The organism is Arthrobacter sp. GW460-12-1-14-TSB2, assembly GCF_059423525.1.
Window position 1 is genome coordinate 139144 of record NZ_JBWKYC010000005.1, and the last position, 16884, is coordinate 156027.

At 66.2% G+C, this 16884-nt stretch carries 17 protein-coding genes; 13 read left to right on the top strand and 4 right to left on the bottom strand.

The window, feature by feature from the left end:
* Position 1 precedes the first annotated feature (1 nt).
* From AC07YR_RS09385 to AC07YR_RS09410, 6 genes are all read left to right on the top strand, one after another.
* Complete coding sequence (locus AC07YR_RS09385) at positions 2-2038, top strand: bifunctional aldolase/short-chain dehydrogenase (RefSeq protein WP_494733803.1); 2037 nt, start codon at positions 2-4, stop codon at positions 2036-2038.
* The gene (locus AC07YR_RS09390) at positions 2035-3531 is read left to right on the top strand and encodes a rhamnulokinase (RefSeq protein ID WP_494733804.1); all 1497 of its coding nucleotides are present in this window, start codon (positions 2035-2037) and stop codon (positions 3529-3531) included. Before AC07YR_RS09385 ends, AC07YR_RS09390 begins: the two co-directional genes overlap by 4 nt.
* 148 nt (positions 3532-3679) lie before the next feature.
* Positions 3680-4690, top strand: a complete 1011-nt coding sequence (locus AC07YR_RS09395; protein ID WP_494733805.1) for an acetylxylan esterase — start codon at positions 3680-3682, stop codon at positions 4688-4690.
* Positions 4691-5035: 345 nt separating this feature from the next.
* Positions 5036-6160 (top strand): 3-deoxy-7-phosphoheptulonate synthase, encoded by a 1125-nt coding sequence (locus AC07YR_RS09400; RefSeq protein WP_494733806.1) that lies wholly within the window; start codon positions 5036-5038, stop codon positions 6158-6160.
* Positions 6161-6328: 168 nt separating this feature from the next.
* Entirely contained in the window at positions 6329-6541 is a 213-nt protein-coding gene (locus AC07YR_RS09405; RefSeq protein WP_055804781.1) for a helix-turn-helix domain-containing protein, read from the top strand.
* A gap of 185 nt (positions 6542-6726) precedes the next feature.
* Entirely contained in the window at positions 6727-6825 is a 99-nt protein-coding gene (locus AC07YR_RS09410) for a 30S ribosomal protein bS22 (protein ID WP_003792170.1), read from the top strand.
* Between the two features lie 122 nt (positions 6826-6947).
* On the opposite strand, the gene AC07YR_RS09415 is transcribed toward AC07YR_RS09410, so the two are convergent.
* Positions 6948-7766 (bottom strand): HAD family hydrolase, encoded by an 819-nt coding sequence (locus tag AC07YR_RS09415; RefSeq protein ID WP_055804779.1) that lies wholly within the window; start codon positions 7764-7766, stop codon positions 6948-6950.
* Between the two features lie 97 nt (positions 7767-7863).
* Here AC07YR_RS09415 and AC07YR_RS09420 point away from each other — a divergent pair, with 97 nt between their 5' ends.
* Positions 7864-8118, top strand: a complete 255-nt coding sequence (locus AC07YR_RS09420; protein ID WP_043483637.1) for a glutaredoxin family protein — start codon at positions 7864-7866, stop codon at positions 8116-8118.
* A 78-nt stretch (positions 8119-8196) separates the two neighbouring features.
* Entirely contained in the window at positions 8197-8892 is a 696-nt protein-coding gene (locus AC07YR_RS09425; RefSeq protein ID WP_055804776.1) for a redox-sensing transcriptional repressor Rex, read from the top strand.
* A 70-nt stretch (positions 8893-8962) separates the two neighbouring features.
* Here the strand turns inward: AC07YR_RS09425 and AC07YR_RS09430 are convergent, their stop codons facing one another.
* The 3 genes from AC07YR_RS09430 to AC07YR_RS09440 form a co-directional block, all read right to left on the bottom strand.
* A complete protein-coding gene (locus AC07YR_RS09430) occupies positions 8963-9721 on the bottom strand; it encodes a hypothetical protein (protein ID WP_494733807.1) in 759 nt (252 codons plus the stop codon).
* A 265-nt stretch (positions 9722-9986) separates the two neighbouring features.
* Entirely contained in the window at positions 9987-10811 is an 825-nt protein-coding gene (locus AC07YR_RS09435; RefSeq protein ID WP_436058494.1) for an MFS transporter, read from the bottom strand.
* A 230-nt stretch (positions 10812-11041) separates the two neighbouring features.
* Positions 11042-11590: a YceI family protein gene (locus AC07YR_RS09440; RefSeq protein WP_055804769.1), complete on the bottom strand. Its 549-nt coding sequence runs from the start codon at positions 11588-11590 to the stop codon at positions 11042-11044.
* 221 nt (positions 11591-11811) lie between these two features.
* Between AC07YR_RS09440 and AC07YR_RS09445 the strand changes: the two genes are divergently transcribed.
* The 5 genes from AC07YR_RS09445 to ccsB are packed head-to-tail and all read left to right on the top strand — an operon-like array spanning position 11812 to position 16848.
* Positions 11812-12477: a histidine phosphatase family protein gene (locus tag AC07YR_RS09445; RefSeq protein WP_436058493.1), complete on the top strand. Its 666-nt coding sequence runs from the start codon at positions 11812-11814 to the stop codon at positions 12475-12477.
* Between the two features lie 2 nt (positions 12478-12479).
* Complete coding sequence (locus tag AC07YR_RS09450; RefSeq protein WP_494733808.1) at positions 12480-13127, top strand: TlpA family protein disulfide reductase; 648 nt, start codon at positions 12480-12482, stop codon at positions 13125-13127.
* A gap of 15 nt (positions 13128-13142) precedes the next feature.
* Complete coding sequence (locus AC07YR_RS09455; protein WP_494733809.1) at positions 13143-13898, top strand: cytochrome c biogenesis CcdA family protein; 756 nt, start codon at positions 13143-13145, stop codon at positions 13896-13898.
* On the top strand, positions 13898-15688 hold the full coding sequence (gene resB / locus AC07YR_RS09460; protein ID WP_494733810.1) for a cytochrome c biogenesis protein ResB: 1791 nt from the start codon (positions 13898-13900) through the stop codon (positions 15686-15688). The genes AC07YR_RS09455 and resB overlap by 1 nt, the downstream gene beginning before the upstream one ends.
* Entirely contained in the window at positions 15688-16848 is a 1161-nt protein-coding gene (ccsB, locus tag AC07YR_RS09465; protein ID WP_494733811.1) for a c-type cytochrome biogenesis protein CcsB, read from the top strand. The genes resB and ccsB overlap by 1 nt, the downstream gene beginning before the upstream one ends.
* Positions 16849-16884: the final 36 nt, after the last annotated feature.

Here is a 16884-nt window from a genome sequence, read left to right on the forward strand (position 1 = left end):
CATGACTAACAAGACTGTTGAAGACCTGATTGCCCGTTCCAACCGCTTGGGCGCGGACAAGCGGAACACCAACTTCGCCGGCGGCAACACCTCGGCGAAGGGCACCGAGAAGGACCCGGTCACGGGCGAGGACGTCCAGCTGCTCTGGGTCAAGGGCTCCGGCGGGGACCTCGGCACCCTGAAAGCCGAAAACCTGGCAGTGCTCCGCCTGGACCGGCTGAACGCACTGAAGAATGTCTACCCCGGGGTGGACCGCGAAGACGAAATGGTGGCCGCTTTTGATTACTGCCTGCACGGCAAGGGCGGCGCTGCGCCGTCGATCGACACCGCGATGCACGGCCTGGTGGATGTGGCGCACGTGGACCACCTGCACCCGGACTCGGGCATCGCCATTGCCACCGCGGTGGACGGGGAGGCACTGACCACCAAGATCTTCGGTGACAAGGTGGTGTGGGTGCCGTGGCGCCGCCCCGGTTTCCAGCTTGGCCTGGACATCGCCGCGATCAAGGACGCCAACCCGCAGGCCGTCGGCACCATCCTGGGCGGCCACGGCATCACCGCCTGGGGCGCCACCAGCGGGGAAGCGGAAGCCAACTCGCTCTGGATCATCGACCAGGCCGAAAACTACATCGCCGAAAACGGCCGCCCGCAGCCGTTCGGCGCGAAGCTTCCCGGCTACGCCGCACTCCCCGAAGCAGAACGCCGGGCCAAGGCCGCCGCGCTGGCACCGGTGATCCGCGGGCTGGCGTCCACGGACAAACCGCAGCTGGGGCACTTCAGTGATGACGCCGTCGTGCTTGAGTTCCTGGAAGCCGCCGAACACCCGCGGCTCGGTGCCCTGGGCACATCCTGCCCTGACCACTTCCTGCGCACCAAGGTCAAGCCGCTGATCCTGGACCTGCCCGCCGACGCCTCGGTGGAGGACTCCATCGCCCGGCTGCATGAGCTGCACGCCGACTACCGCGAGGACTACCAGGCCTACTACGACCGGCACGCGACCCCGGATTCACCGGCGCTGCGCGGCGCGGACCCGGCCATCGTGCTGGTCCCGGGCGTGGGCATGTTTTCCTTCGGTGCGAACAAGCAGACCGCCCGCGTTGCCGGTGAGTTCTACCTCAACGCGATCAACGTGATGCGCGGCGCCGAGGCGGTCTCCACGTACGCCCCGATCGAGGAATCCGAGAAGTTCCGGATCGAGTACTGGTCGCTGGAGGAAGCCAAGCTGGCGCGCCTGCCCAAGCCGAAGTCGCACGCGACCCGCATCGCGCTGGTGACGGGTGCGGCCTCGGGCATCGGCAAGGCGATCGCCACCCGCCTCGCGGCTGAAGGCGCCTGCGTGGTGATTGCCGACCTGAATCTGGCGAACGCGCAGGCTGTCGCCGCCGAGCTCGGCGGCCCGGACGTCGCCATCGGCGTGCAGGCCGACGTCACCGACGAAGCCCAGATCGCCGCGGCCATCCAGGAAGCGGTGCTGGCCTTCGGCGGGCTGGACCTGGTGGTCAACAACGCCGGGCTGTCCATCTCCAAGCCGCTGCTGGAAACCACCGAGAAGGACTGGGACCTCCAGCACAACGTCATGGCCAAGGGTTCGTTCCTGGTGGCCAAGGCCGCGGCGAAGGTCATGATCGACCAGGACATGGGCGGGGACATCATCTACATCTCCTCGAAGAACTCCGTGTTCGCCGGCCCGAACAACATCGCCTACTCCGCCACCAAGGCCGACCAGGCCCACCAGGTCCGGCTGCTCGCGGCCGAACTGGGCGAATACGGCATCCGCGTCAACGGCATCAACCCCGACGGTGTGGTCCGCGGCTCCGGGATCTTCGCCGGCGGCTGGGGCGCAAAGCGCGCCGCGGTCTACGGCGTGGATGAGCAGGAACTGGGCAAGTACTACGCCCAGCGGACCCTGCTCAAGCGCGAGGTCCTGCCCGAGCACGTGGCCAACGCCGCCGCGGTCCTGACGAGTGCCGAACTGTCCCACACCACCGGCCTCCACATCCCCGTGGACGCCGGCGTCGCCGCCGCCTTCCTGCGATGAGTAACGTGCCATCAAGCGATATCGGCGGCGGTTTGTTCGCCGGCGGTGCCTTTGTCGCTATCGACATTGGCGCCTCCTCCGGCCGGGTCATCCTCGGCCGTGTTTCCGGCCGTGCCGGTTCGGATAGCGCCGGTTCTGAAGGCAAAGCGACGTTGGAAACGGTGCACCGTTTCCCGAACGGTGTGGTGGAGTCCGACGGCGGCCTGCGCTGGAATTTCGACGCCCTGTTCGCCGAGGTGCTGACCGGGCTCGCTGCCGCGGCCAGTGTCGCCGGGGAGCGCGGTGAAACGATCAGCAGCATCGGGATCGACACCTGGGCGGTGGACTACGGCCTGGTGAATGCGGCCGGGGACCTCATCGCCCAGCCCTTCAGCTACCGGGATGACCGGTCCCGTGCCGCCGTCGCCCGGGTCCACCAAAAACTGGACCCGGCCCGTCTCTACGCCACCACCGGCCTGCAGTTCCTGCAGTTCAACACCATCTACCAGCTGGCCACCGAGAAGGACCTGGACGGGCTGCAGGCCCTGCTCATCCCGGACCTGATCGCGTTCCTGCTCACCGGGCAGCGGCGTACGGAATCAACGAATGCCTCCACCACGGGCCTGTTTGACGCCGTCGCGGGGGAGTGGGCCACCGAGTTCCTGGCAGCCCTGGGCTTGCCCAAGAAGCTGTTCCCGCCGCTGATCCAGCCCGGCGAAACGGTCGGAACCCTGCTGCCCGGCATCGCCGCCCGCACCGGGCTGGCCGAGGCCACGAAAGTGGTGGCCGTCGGATCGCACGACACCGCGTCCGCCGTCGCCGCCGTCCCGGCCGAACATGGGAACTTCGCCTACATCTCGTCGGGAACATGGTCGCTCGTCGGGGTCGAGCTGAAGAAGCCCGTGCTCAGCGATGCGAGCCGGCAGGCGAACTTCACCAACGAACGCGGCGTGGACGGCACCATCCGGTACCTCCGCAACGTCGGTGGGCTCTGGCTGCTCAGCGAATGCCAGCGCACCTGGGCTCAGCAGGGTTACACGGCGACGCTGGATGAGCTGCTCACGGCCGCCGCCGCGCTGCCGTTCGGTGGACCCCAGGTCAACGCCGACGACCCCTACTTCATCGCCCCGGACAACATGCCTGAACGGATCCGCGCGGCCGTCCGCAACACCGGCGCGGTCCTCACCGACAACCCCGCCGCGATCACCCGCTGCATCCTGGACAGCCTCGCCGCGGGTTACGCCCGGACCATCGCCGACGCCGAACGCCTCGCCGATGTGCCCGTCGATGTTGTGCACATCGTGGGCGGCGGCTCCCAGAACCGGCTCCTGTGCCAGCTCACGGCCGACGCCACCGGAAAGCGCGTCATCGCCGGACCGGTCGAGGCCACCGCCCTCGGCAACGTGCTGGTCCAGGCCCGGGCGGCAGGCGTGGTGTCGGGAGGGCTTGGCGAGCTGCGGGCCCTGGTGCGCGGCTCGCAGGCGTTGGAAAGCTACCAGGCGGCGCTGGTCTGAGTGGTGGGGTAGCGCGTCCAAAAACGTCATCTGCAGTCGCGCTGGTACACGGTCCTCAACGTGGCGTCGTGACGGTTGAACCTGCCTTGCGCGCCTGAGAAGATACAACATCCTACCTATCGGCCCGCTTCACAGAACCGGAATACCCATGCCCCTCTTCGACCTACCGCTTGAGCAGCTCCGAAACTACACGTCCGGCGTCACCGCTCCGGCGGACCTTGATGCCTTCTGGGACCGCACTATCAGCGAGGCTCGGGAGTACCCGCTGGACGCCGTCTTCGAACCGGTGGACAACTACCTGACGGTGATTGATACCTTCGATGTCACGTTTGCGGGCTTCGGCGGTTCCCCGGTGAAAGGCTGGCTGCACCTGCCGGCGAACCGGCCGGCGGACGAGCCGCTTCCCGTCGTTGTGCAGTACGTGGGCTATTCCGGTGGGCGCGGGCTGTCCAACCAGGACACCAAGTGGGCGCAGGCCGGCTACGCGCACTTCATCATGGACACCCGCGGGCAGGGTTACGGCGGACTCCTGGGGCACACCGCCGACCCGCACCCCTCTGCCGGCGACGTGGCGCACGCAGGACTGATGACCCGCGGCGCCGGAAGCCGCGAGGACTACTACTACCGCCGCGTCTATGTGGATGCCTTCCGCGCGGTGGAGGCGGCGCAGGCGCATCCCGCCGTCGACGCCTCCAGGGTAGTGGTTGCCGGCGTCAGCCAGGGCGGCGGCATCACCGTTGCCGTGGCCGGGCTTGCGGCCGGAAGGCTCGACGGCGTGATCGCCGCGCTGCCGGACGTGCCGTTCCTGCAGGACTTCCCCCGCGCCATCGACATCACCCCGCGCGGGCCCTATCCGGAAATCGCGGCATTCCTCGCGCGCCACCGCGACCGTTATGAGTCGATCCTCGCCGTGCTGAACTACTTCGACGGCGTCAACCTGGGCCGGGCGGCCACGGCGCCGGCGCTTTTCTCGGCCGCGCAGGCGGACGACATCTGCCCGCCGTCGACCGTTTTTGCCAGCTTCAACGCCTACGGCGCGGGCGCTGGCAGCGGGGCGCCGGCCAAGGACATCGAGGTGTACCGGTTCAACAACCATGAGGGCGGCCAGGAACACCAGTGGAACCGCCAGCTCGAGTACCTGCGCAAGCTGCTCAGGTAATGCCTACGCCTCCCAACTGACTCGCACTTAACGCTCCGAAAACGCGATTTCGGAGCGTTAAGTGCGAGTCAGTTGGGAGGGCGGTGAGCCGGGGGAGGGCGTCGGTGGAGTTTTGTGACGCCTCCGGGTTTGCGGCGCATGGTTTCCGCGGTTATGGTCTTGGCTATGACTAACCGTTGGTATGCGTATTTTTCGTTGGCTCTGGAGGGGCCCGCGTCTAACTGACACGCATCCAACTTTCCTTCAGAGCCAACAGGGCAGAGATCATTCTCTGCCCTTCGCCATTTCTCCGGCGGGTTCTGATCTGGGCCCGCTCCGCACCTTCCGGAACAGGACCCCGCACCCATGAGCACCGCAGCAGCCACCGAAACACAGCCTTCCAAGTCCACCTCAAACCTGCGCGTCAGCGAATTCCAGGCACTGCCGTCACCCCAGGACATGATCGCGGAACTGCCGCTTGACGCCCGGGTGGCAGACGTCGTCGAACGCGGCAGGGACGAAGTCCGGGCCATCATGGACGGCGTGGACGACCGCCTGCTGGTGATCGTGGGCCCCTGCTCCATCCACGACCCCAAGGCCGGCCTGGAATACGCCCGCAGGCTGGTGAGCCAGGCCGAGAAGCACAAGGAAGACCTGCTGATCGTGATGCGGACGTACTTCGAGAAGCCCCGCACCACGGTGGGCTGGAAGGGCCTCATCAACGATCCCCACCTGGACGGCAGCCACGACATCGCCACCGGCCTGCGGGCAGCCCGCCGATTCCTGCAGCAGGTCACGTCGCTTGGACTTCCCACGGCCACGGAATTCCTGGAACCCATCAGCCCGCAGTACATGGCCGACCTCGTGTCCTGGGGCGCCATCGGTGCACGCACCACGGAAAGCCAGATCCACCGCCAGCTGGCGTCCGGGCTGTCCATGCCCATCGGGTTCAAGAACGGGACCGACGGCGACCTCCAGGTGGCAGTGGATGCCTGCAGTGCCGCAGCGGCCTCCCAGGCGTTCCTCGGGATCGACGGCGACGGCCGGGCCGCGCTGGTGGCCACGGCCGGCAACCCGGACACGCACGTGATCCTCCGCGGCGGACGCAAGGGACCCAACTACTCCGCGGCCGACGTCGAAGCCGCCTCCGCCAAGCTGGCGGCCAAGCAGCTCAACCCCAGGCTCATTGTGGACGCCAGCCACGCCAACAGTGGCAAGAGCCACCACCGCCAGGCCGAGGTGGCCCTTGAAATCGGCGCGCAACTGGAAGACGGCGGAGCGGCAGCCGCGGCGATTGCCGGCGTCATGCTGGAGAGCTTCCTGGTGGGCGGGGCGCAGGACCTCGACGTGGCCGAGCACGCCGCCGGTACGGACGAACTGGTCTACGGCCAGAGCGTGACGGATGCCTGCATGGAATGGGATGTCACGGCGTCGGTACTGGGCCAGCTGGCGTCGTCAGCCCGCAAGCGCCGGGGCGCCTGCCAGGGCTGAAAGTCCCTAGTGGTTCAGCGAAAGTGGTTACTGAAAATGACTTTCACAATGGCACCATCAGCCACTAGAGTAACTAGCACAGGGTAGGTTGATGGCTCAGCATCGGCACACCGCAATGGGGTTTCAATGGGGTTGCCTTTATCAGCTGTTAACAAAGGAATAAGGGAAATGTCCGCAGAGTCAAACTTCTCGAACGCTCAGTTCCTGACTGTGGCCGAAGTGGCCGAGCTCATGCGCGTTTCCAAAATGACCGTGTACCGCCTTGTCCATTCCGGAGAGATGCCGGCCGTCCGGTTCGGCCGCTCCTTCCGGGTACCCGAGTCCGCCGTCGAACAGTACGTCAAAGGTGCTGTTGTGGAAGGCCAGACGGACACCGCCTAACCTCCGCAGCGGCCGCAACCAAGGTGTGCGGTCAGACGGGCGGTCAGTGGGAGCGCCGGATAAGCGGTACCCTGTTAGGGAACGTTTTTCGTTATTGTAAGAATCTGTTTGTTGTTTAGTCTGTTGCCTAGTCCACGGACCTCTTCCATCAGACAGGTACTCCATCTAGTTTGTAAGGAACTTTCGTGGGTTCAGTTATTAAGAAGCGTCGCAAGCGTATGGCCAAGAAGAAGCACCGCAAGTTGCTTCGTAAGACCCGCCACCAGCGCCGTAACAAGAAGTAGAGATACTTCCTACAGCGTGAGATGCCCGTTGCCTTTGGCAGCGGGCATTTTTCTTTGGGCCGGACAGGTCCCGGCCGCAGTGCTGCGCCGGACGCGTCCGGGCAGGCCGCCGCGGCGGAGTCCTAAACCGTGGGGCCGCGGAAGCGGGTGAAGCCCCGCCACAGGCCGTAGGCGGCGCCGCCGACAGTGGCGGCCTTCAGCCCAAGCGTGGCCGCGCGGCGTCCGGAGCGGAAGTCGTACACCGGCCAGTTGTTGTCCCGGGCGTGGCGGCGGAGCCGGGCGTCGGGATTGATCGCCACGGGATGGCCCACCATGCTCAGCAGCGGAATGTCATTGTGTGAGTCGCTGTATGCCCAGCAGCGCTTGAGGTCCAGGTCCTCGGCGTCTGCGATGCCCTGGACAGCCACAGCCTTGGCCTGGCCGTGCAGGATGTCGCCCACCAGCCGGCCGGTATACGCCCCGTCCTTGACTTCGCCGACGGTGCCCAGGGCCCCGGTCAGGCCCAGCCGGGTGGAAATCACGGTGGCCACCTCGATGGGGGTCGCCGTCACCAGCCACACCATGCGCCCCACCCGGAGGTGCTGCTGGGCCAGTGCCTTGGTGCCGGGCCAGATCCTGGACTCGATCATTTCGTCGAAGACTTCTTCGCCAAGGGCTTTGATGTCCTCCACGGTGATGCCGGCCGCCAGCGTCAGGGCCGAGTCCCGGACCGCGTGGACGTCATCCATGTTCTCGCCGCGGAGAATGAACTTGAACTGCTTCCAGGCCATGCCTGCTGCCTGCGGCAGGGTGAACGCGCCGCGCTGATGCATTTTTCTGGCCACGTGAAAGAGGCTGGCGCCCTTCATGAGGGTGTTGTCGACGTCGAAGAAGGCGGCCTCGCCGTGCTGCAGCGCACCGGCCGGCTGCCGGATTACGGCGACGTACTTCTCCTCGGGCATGACTTGAGTCTAGTCAATGGTCGAGTCCACGCCGTCGAGTCCACGCTGTCGCGGGCTTGCCGTCGCAGCCGGGTGGCGGCCGGGCTACGGTTAAGGCATGGCAAAACCCGACGTCGTCCTGATCACCAAAGCTGACTGCCACCTCTGCGAGGCGGCGCGCGACGCCGTCGGACGGGTCACAGCGGCACTGGGACTCGAGTGGACGGAACAACTGGTGGACAACCAGCCGGAGCTGCGCGAGCGTTACGCCGAAGAGATCCCCGTTGTCCTGGTGGACGGCATCCAGCGGGACTTCTGGAAGATCGACGAAACCCGGCTGGAGCGGATCCTACGCCAGGCTGTGGCCAAATAGGCGCAGCGACTTCTGCTTTGTTGGCAGTGCGGAGGGGGCTCTAGAGTGGACTCACAACGCGACGCAATGGAGCAGATAGTGACTTCGCTGGATTCATCCCCCGAGGCTGTCCATGGGGATAGCGGAACTGCGGCCAAGCAGATTCCGCCCGCAGCCGTGGCCCGGCTGACCATCTATTTGCGCGCCCTCACCACAATGCTGGCCGAAGGCGTCGAACGCGTCTCGTCCGAGTCCCTCGCTGAAGCCTCCGGCGTCAGCTCGTCCACCCTCCGCAAAGACCTCTCGCACGTCGGGTCCTACGGCACCCGGGGCGTCGGCTACGAAGTGCAGTACCTCAGCCGCAACATCTCGGCCGCACTCGGGCTCACCCGGGACTGGAAAGTGGCAATCGTGGGCGCCGGTAACCTCGGCAAGGCCCTGGCACGGTACGGCGGTTTCGAATCGCGGGGCTTCGACGTGGTGGCGATTTTTGACGCCGACCAGATGGTGGTGGGCAACGAGGTGGGCTGGCTGCGCGTCAGCGACGTTGCGGACCTGGAGCCTGTCCTCCAGCGGACCGGTGCCAACATGGTGGTGCTCGCCCTGCCGGCCGCCGTGGCCCAGGGCGTGTGCGACCGCGTCATCGCGGCCGGCGTGCGAAGCATCCTCAGTTTTGCGCCCGTGATGCTCCAGGTGCCGCCGGGCGTGAACCTGCGCAAGGTGGACATGGCCACCGAGCTGCAGATCCTGGCCTACCACGCCCAGCGGATCCAGAACCCCGACGACGGCGAGTAATCCCCGCCGCCGGGTCTGCCGCCGTGGAATAGTCCCGCCGTCGGGTAATCCCGCCCTGGGAGTGCCGCCGCTAGCGGCCGTAGGGGTAGCCCGGCTGCCCGTAGGGGCCGGCATACGGCTGGTACTTCCGGAAATACGGCGCTGACCCGGGGAGGTACAGGAGTACGATCGCCGCGACGCCGGCCAGGATGGACGGCGTTCCGAGTCCCATCTGCAGAACGCCCAGCAGCGAGAACGCCGCGAAGATGGTGCCCAGGACACGGGCCCAGTTGCGGCCCTTCCGGATGTTGAACGCCACCAGCGCGTACAGCAGCACGCCGACGGCGGCAATCAGCACCACCATTCCCACAATGACGCCCTTCACGGCCTCGAAATCCACGTCGGCTCCGCTGGTGGCCAGCCTGGCATCGAACTGGCTCCGCATCGCGGGGTCGTCGATGGAACCTATTGACAGGAACACGGAGCCCACCCAGAGCGCGCACGCGACGATGAGCAGCCAGAACGAGAGGTTGACCAGCGGGGGAGCGGCGGTGCCCGAGTTTCCCTGCTGCGGCAGTTCCGAGGGGTAGGCGAAGTACTGGGGCTTCCCGGACTGCTGCGGCTGCGCATATTGAGCCTGCCCGTACTGCGCCTGCCCGAACTGCGCCTGCCCGAACTGCTGCGGGGGCTGGCCGTATTGCGGCGCGGGCTGGCTGTATGGGGGCGCCTGCGCATACTGCGGCGCCTGCGCAAAGGCGGACGGATCCTGCCCGTACTGCGGTGCCTGCTGGCCGTAGGAACCGCCGCTTGGATCGCTGGGATACGACGGCGGGACGGGCGGAGTGCTCATTAGTGATCCTTTGCGAGTCGGTTACTCAGTAATCGGCACCGGGATCAGCCACCTCACCTGCCCCCAGCGTGATTTTGGTAACACGGTACCGCGCGGAAGGGCATTCTGGGCATAGTTTGCGGCTCAATTTCCGCTCAAGAGGTTGCCGGCCAAACGCAGAGGGCGCGGACTCCGGAGGCTCGCGACTGATGCCGCGGGTGCCGTCCAGAGTCCACGCCCTCCGGGTGTGGAACAGTGGTGCTTCGGTGTGGTGCTTCGGTGTGAGTTAGCGGCCGTAGGGGTTGCCCGGCTGGGCGTACGGACCGCCGAACGGCTGCTGCTTCTGGAAGTACGGGGCCGATGCCGGGAGGTAGAGCATCACGATGGCTGCGATCCCGAGCAGTACGGCGATGGTGCCGATGCTGAGCGGAAGCAGGCTGAAGATCGAGAGGGCGGCAAAGACGGTGCCCAGGATGCGTGCCCAGTTCTTGCCCTTGCGCACGTTGAAGGCAACCAGTGCGTAGAGCCCGGCGCCGATCAGGCCCATCACAACCATGGTTCCGATGACAACGCCCTTGATCGATTCAAAATCGATGTCTGCACCGCCTGCCCGCATCTGTTCCTCGAACGTGCTCCGCATGGCGGGATCATCCAGCGCGGGAATGGCGACCAGAAGGGAGATGAGCCAGAGGGCGCCGGCAGCAATGATCATCCAGAAGGCATTGTTGACCATCTTCGGAACCCCGCCGGCTCCGGGACCCTGCGGCTGTTCGGACGGGTACTGGGCATAGGGGGACTGGCCGTACTGCTGCGGCGCCTGGCCGTAGGGCTGCTGGCCGTACTGGGGAGCAGCGGGAGGCTGCTGGCCGTACTGGGGTGCGTTCTGCCCGTACTGGGGAGCAGCGGGAGGCTGCTGCCCGTACTGCGGCGCGTTCTGCCCGTACTGGGGAGCGGCCGGCGGCGTGTTTTGGCCATACTGCGGCGTGGCCGGGGGCTGCTGGCCGTACTGGGGGGCGGCAGGTGACTGCGGCGCGTTCTGCCCGTACTGGGGAGCGTCGGGGCCAGGCTTGCCGTTCTCGGGTTCGTTCGGGGTGGCTGGAGGCGTGCTCATAGTTGGTCCTTCGCGGGTCGACTACTGACAAAACGGGTACCGGGATCAGTGACGGTTCCCCTGCCCCCAGCATGGTTTGGTTCCACCGTACCCCGCAGCGGTGGCCCGATGGATCATTCCGCAGAGGTATTCTCGCCGGTCAGGTTCAGCAGCCGGATTAAGCACAGCACCCCGCTCCGTCGCGGGGACGGAGCGGGGTGCTGTGGGGTGCAGAACTATAAGGCGAAGAACTAGGCCGCCGGAGCGATGAACGCGAGCTCGAGGTTGATGGCAACCTTGTCGCTGACCAGCACGCCGCCCGCTTCGAGGACGGCGTTCCAGGTCAGGCCGAAGTCCTTGCGGCTGATGGTGGTTTCGGCGGTGAGGCCGGCGCGGGTGTTGCCGAACGGATCGACAGCCACACCATGGAGCTCGGTCTCGAGCGCCACCGGGCGGGTGACGCCCTTGATGGTGAGATCGCCCTGGAGCTCGTAGGCGTCGCCCTTGGGAACGATCGCGTTGGAGACGAAGGAGATTTCCGGGAACGCCTCGACGTCGAAGAAATCTTCGCCGCGGACGTGGCCGTCGCGGTTGGCGTCGCCCGAGTCAAAGCTGGCGGTCTGAATGGTTGCGTTGACCTTGGAGTCGGCAACGTTCTGGGCGAGGTCCAGCGTGGCCACGGCATCGGTGAACTGGCCGCGGACCTTGCTGATGCCTGCGTGGCGCACCGTGAAGCCGATTTCGCTGTGCGAGTTGTCGAGGGTCCAGGTGCCGGTGGTGATGTTGGCGGGCAGTGCCATGGTGTTGCTCCTTGTGATCTGTGGTGGAAGTTCTCTTGCGGAAGGACATCTGATCGCCAGCCGAAACTTCTTTGCTTGAAGTCTCAACTAACTGCTTCACCCAGTATAAACATGCATATGCATCTTTTATTCCAACTCCGGGGAACATTTCTCCAAACTTCTCAGTTCTACTTCCTGTAGAAGATTTCAGATCACCCGACATCTTTGAGAAACTGGTAAACATGCCCCAAGCCACTGTTCATCTCCTTCGCCATGGCGAGGTCCACAATCCGGACGGAATCCTCTACGGACGGCTGCCGGAATTCCACCTCTCCGAACTCGGGCAGCAGATGGCCAAGACGCTCGCTGTGCACTTCAGCGACCGCGTTGCCGGCGGGGCGAACATTGTGCATCTCGTGGCCTCGCCGCTGACCCGCGCCCAGGAAACGGCCCTCCCCATCTCCGAAGCGCTGAACCTCGAAATCCACACCGAAGCGCGCATCATCGAGGCCGGCAACCACTTCGAAGGGCTCCGGGTCAACAAGGCCGAGCTCCTCAAGCCCAGGCACTGGCCACATCTGCGCAACCCGTTCACCCCGTCCTGGGGCGAGCCGTACAAAGCCCAGGCTGCACGCGTCATCGCCGCAGTCCAGGATGCACGCCTCCGGGCCATTGAGCTGGGCGGCGACCAGGCGGAAGCCATCCTGGTCAGCCACCAGCTCCCCATCTGGTCCACCCGCCTGAGCGCCGAGGGCAAGCCCCTCTGGCACGATCCGCGCAAGCGCGAATGCACCCTCACGTCCATCACGTCTTTGGTGTTCGACGACGACGGCACCCTCCTGCGCGTGGAATACAGCGAGCCTGCCGCCGCACTCCTGCCCGGCGCCTCGAACACCCCGGGGGCCTGAGCGTGGCCGGATTCAAGTTCAACAAGGCAGCCAGCGCACACGAAGCGACCAACGCCGCCTCCCGCCGCAGTGTCCTGGCCGCCGGCGGCCTGGGGCTGGCCGCGCTCACCCTGGGGCTTTCCGCATGCGCCCAGGAGGATGCCCTGGCCAAGCAGGCCAAGGCCGGGGACAACAAGAACTACGTGGCCGGTGACGGATCCGTGACCGAGTTCGCTGCTGCCGACCGCAAATCCGCCGTCAGCATCAAGGGGACGCTCTTCGACGGCACCACCGTGGAGCCGGCGGACTTCGTCGGAAAAGTCACCGTGCTCAACTTCTGGTTCGCAGCCTGTGCGCCGTGCCGCGTCGAAGCGCCCTCCCTCGAAGCCCTCCACCAGGAGTTCAAGCCCCAGGGAGTGCAGTTCTACGGCGTCAATCTCCGCGATGAAAAGGCCGCAGCCGAGGCGTTCGACAAGACGTTCAACCTGACCTACCCCAGCTTCCACGACAAGGACGGCGGCGTGCTCCTGGCCGTGTCCGGACTGGTTCCTCCTGGTGCCGTGCCCACAACGCTGGTGCTCGACAAGCAGGGCCGGGTGGCCTCCCGTGTGCTCGGGGAAATCCAAAAGGGCACGCTTAAGGCCCTGATCGCCGCCGCCGTGGCAGAGTAACGGCGGCGCTCCCAAGTGAACAGCCCCTTCGCCGAAGCCATCCTGAACGGTTCCCTGCTGCTTGCCATCCCGGTGGCACTACTCGCGGGATTCGTGTCCTTCCTCTCACCGTGCGTCCTGCCCCTGGTGCCGGGATACCTGGGCTATGTGACCGGACTGACCGGCGTGGACCTGGAGAAGCAGAAGCGCGGCCGCATGCTGGCCGGAATCGGCCTGTTCGTGCTCGGCTTCTCGGTGATATTCGTCCTGCTCGGCGGAGCCTTCGGCCAGCTGGGCTCGATGATCAGCGGCGGCCAGAATGCCTGGATCACCCAGGTGCTGGGCGTTCTGGTGATCATCATGGGCGTCGTGTTCATGGGCGGTTTCAGCTGGCTGCAGCGCGACGCCAAAATCCACGCTAGGCCGCCGGCCGGACTGTGGGGCGCGCCGTTGCTGGGGATCACCTTCGGCCTCGGATGGGCGCCGTGCATTGGGCCCACGTACTCCGCTGTCCAGCTCCTGAGCATGTCCGGAGGGTCCTCGGCCGCCAAGGGCGCGTTCCTGGCCTTCGTCTACAGCCTCGGGCTGGGCATCCCGTTCCTGCTGATTGCCCTGGCCGTGCGCCGGGGTGTGGGCGTGATGTCCTTCTTCCGCAAGCACCGGCTCGCCATCCAGCGGATCGGCGGGGGAATCCTGGTGGTCCTCGGCCTGCTGATGGCCAGCGGGGTATGGGGAGCCTGGGTGTCCGGGCTGCAGTACTGGTTCCAAACCGATGTGAAATTGCCGATCTGATGAGCGAGCGAGTGAACGAAAAGAAGAAGCCTGCACCCGCAGACAACGCTGCAGCGAACCCCGTGGCGAAGGCCAAGGCCGAAGCCGCCATGCCGGCGCTGGGGGTCAAGGGCATGCTGCGCTGGGCCTGGACCCAGCTGACCAGCATGCGCACCGCGTTGTTCCTGCTCCTGCTGCTGGCCGTTGCAGCCGTGCCCGGATCGCTGTTCCCACAGCGCCCTGCGAACCCCTCAATCGTCACCCAGTACATTGCGGACCACCCGGACTACGGCAAGATCCTTGACTCCCTCCAGCTCTACGACGTGTACTCCTCCGCGTGGTTCTCCGCCATCTACATCCTGCTGTTCATCTCGCTGATCGGCTGCGTGGTTCCCCGCGCGATCGCCCACTACAGGGCCATGCGCTCCCAGCCTCCGCGCACCCCGGCCAGGCTCTCCCGCCTGCCCGAGTACGGCACGCTGGTGATCCCCGCGGATGCCGGGATCCCGGCGTCGGACGCTATTGCGGACGCTGCCGCGAAGCTGAAGAAACGCGGTTACCGCGTTGATGTCAGGGACGACGACGGCGAGCGGCCCTCTTTGGGGGCCGAGCGCGGCTTCCTGAAGGAAGTGGGCAACCTCGTGTTCCACACGTCGCTGATCGGCGTGCTGGTCTCCGTGGCGGCCGGTGGCCTGTTCGGGTACAGCGGGCAGCGGATCCTGGTGGAGGGCGACACGTTCGTGAACACCTTGGTGGGCTACGACCAGTTCACCCCGGGCACCAACTTCCAGAGCAGCCAGCTCCAGCCCTACTCCATCCAGCTGGACAAGTTCCAGATCACCTTCGACCGTGAATCGAAGGGCAAGTTCGGCCAGCCCATCGACTTCAAGGCGGACGTGACCACCCGGGAAACCCCGGATGCGCCGGCCGAGAAGCAGGTGCTGAAGGTCAACGATCCCGTCAGCCTGGGTGGCACCAGCATCTACCTCACCGGCAACGGTTACGCCCCCGTGGTGACCATCCGCGACGGCGCCGGCAACGTCGCCATGCAGGGCCCGGTGGTGGCGAAGCTGCAGGGCGACAACTACTACTCCTCCGTGGTGATCAAGGTCCCGGACGCCAAGCCGGACCAGCTTGGGTTCGCCGGGTTCTTCCTGCCCACGGCGTTCGTCACCGAGGAAGGTGTGTCCTTCAGCGGGGACCCGGAGTTGATCAACCCGCAGCTCACGCTGAACTCGTATTTCGGCGACCTCGGACTGAACGCCGGGGCACCGCAGAACGTGTTCGAGCTCGACGTGAAAAAGCTGACGCCGCTCAATGCCCGGAACCTCGACGCCGGCGGCATCACCCTGGCTCCCGGCAGCACCTATACGCTCCCGGACGGCAAGGGCACCATCAGCTTTGACGGCGTGAAGCGCTACATCGGCGTGGACATCCACCACAACCCGGGCCAGCTCTACGCCCTGATCTTCGCCCTGCTGGCGGTGGCCGGGCTCGTGACTTCCCTGTACGTGAACCGCCGGCGGGTCTGGGTCCGCACGGGTACGCACCCGGACGGCCGCACCATGGTGGAGTACGGTCTCCTGGCCCGCGGCGAAGACCACCGGCTCGCGGCGGAGGCGGATACCATCCGCGGACTGCTGACGGAGGAGTGGGGCCTGGACTCCCGGACGGCTTCACAGACAGCTCCCAGCGGGCCGGAGGATAATGGCCCCGCGGAGAGTGTCCCCGCGGACGCCTCCTCGGAATCTCGCCCAGAAGACTTCATCCAGTCAACAGCCGGCTCATCCGAGTCGAAGAAGGACCAGTAATGCTCGCCATCAACGAAACCATGGGCCAGTACAGCGAGCTCTTTATGCTGCTGGCCGCCGGAACGTACACGGTTGCCTTTATCGCCTTCGCCTGGGACCTGGCCAAGAGCAGCAAGGCGCTCCTCGCGGTGGACCTCAAAGCTGCGGCCGCGGCCGAGGCGTCCGCGGCAGCGACGGCCAAAGTCCCCGTGGCTGCCGGCGTCGGTGCCGGAGGCTCCGTTGACCGTGCGGGACGTGACCTTGCCGACGCCGACGACGCCGCGGTTGACCGCGCCGATTCGGACGTCAGCGGACCTGCCGGCCGTGCCGAGCGGCCGTCGTCGGCCACCGGACGCGCCTCCAAGGGTGCCGTAGCTGGCGCCGGGCAGACGGCCGACGCCGGCATGCGCTACGCAGCCGAACGCCGCGTTCCCGCCCGCGTGGCTGTTGCCTTGACGGTGCTGGGCGTTGTGATCCACGGCGCCGGCGTGCTCACCCGTGCCCTCGGTGCGGGCCGAGTGCCGTGGGGCAACATGTACGAGTTCCTCACCACCGGCGCCTTCGTAGCCGTCGCTGTCTTCCTGCTGGTCCTGATCCGCCGCGACCTGCGGTTCCTGGGCACGTTCGTGATCGGCCTGGCGATCATCATGCTTGTGGCGGCCTCGGTGGCCTACTGGACCCCCGTGGGGCACCTGGTGCCGGCGCTGCAGAGTTACTGGCTAGTCATCCACGTGTCCATCGCGGTGCTGTCTTCGGCGCTGTTCACGCTGACGTTCGCGATGTCCGCGCTGCAGCTGGTGCAGGCACACCGGCAGAAGACCATCGCCTCCGGCGGCGCGGACAAGCTGGGCTTCATGCGCCTGGTGCCTTCGGCGCTGAGCCTGGAAAACCTGTCCTACCGCATCAACGCCATCGCCTTCGTCGGCTGGACCTTCACCCTGATGTTCGGTGCCATCTGGGCCGAGAAGGCCTGGGGCCGCTTCTGGGGCTGGGACACCAAGGAAGTCTGGACGTTCGTGATCTGGGTGGTCTACGCGGGCTACCTGCACGCCCGTGCCACGCGCGGCTGGACCGGCACCCGCGCCGCGTGGCTGTCGATCGTGGGCTACCTCTGCGTGGTCTTCAACTTCACCATCGTGAACCAGTTCTTCAACGGCCTGCACTCGTACTCGGGACTGTAGCAAGCCGCCGGTCCGGCCTACCGCGCCGGAGTATCT

Excerpts from the sequence above, each read along its gene's own strand:
- AC07YR_RS09385 (WP_494733803.1), top strand. The coding sequence starts at position 2 with ATGACTAACAAGACTGTTGAAGACCTGATTGCCCGTTCCAACCGCTTG.
- AC07YR_RS09390 (WP_494733804.1), top strand. The coding sequence starts at position 2,035 with ATGAGTAACGTGCCATCAAGCGATATCGGCGGCGGTTTGTTCGCCGGC.
- AC07YR_RS09395 (WP_494733805.1), top strand. The coding sequence starts at position 3,680 with ATGCCCCTCTTCGACCTACCGCTTGAGCAGCTCCGAAACTACACGTCC.
- AC07YR_RS09400 (WP_494733806.1), top strand. The coding sequence starts at position 5,036 with ATGAGCACCGCAGCAGCCACCGAAACACAGCCTTCCAAGTCCACCTCA.
- AC07YR_RS09405 (WP_055804781.1), top strand. The coding sequence starts at position 6,329 with ATGTCCGCAGAGTCAAACTTCTCGAACGCTCAGTTCCTGACTGTGGCC.
- AC07YR_RS09415 (WP_055804779.1), bottom strand. The coding sequence starts at position 7,766 with ATGCCCGAGGAGAAGTACGTCGCCGTAATCCGGCAGCCGGCCGGTGCG.
- AC07YR_RS09420 (WP_043483637.1), top strand. The coding sequence starts at position 7,864 with ATGGCAAAACCCGACGTCGTCCTGATCACCAAAGCTGACTGCCACCTC.
- AC07YR_RS09430 (WP_494733807.1), bottom strand. The coding sequence starts at position 9,721 with ATGAGCACTCCGCCCGTCCCGCCGTCGTATCCCAGCGATCCAAGCGGC.
- AC07YR_RS09435 (WP_436058494.1), bottom strand. The coding sequence starts at position 10,811 with ATGAGCACGCCTCCAGCCACCCCGAACGAACCCGAGAACGGCAAGCCT.
- AC07YR_RS09440 (WP_055804769.1), bottom strand. The coding sequence starts at position 11,590 with ATGGCACTGCCCGCCAACATCACCACCGGCACCTGGACCCTCGACAAC.
- AC07YR_RS09445 (WP_436058493.1), top strand. The coding sequence starts at position 11,812 with ATGCCCCAAGCCACTGTTCATCTCCTTCGCCATGGCGAGGTCCACAAT.
- resB (WP_494733810.1), top strand. The coding sequence starts at position 13,898 with ATGAGCGAGCGAGTGAACGAAAAGAAGAAGCCTGCACCCGCAGACAAC.
- ccsB (WP_494733811.1), top strand. The coding sequence starts at position 15,688 with ATGCTCGCCATCAACGAAACCATGGGCCAGTACAGCGAGCTCTTTATG.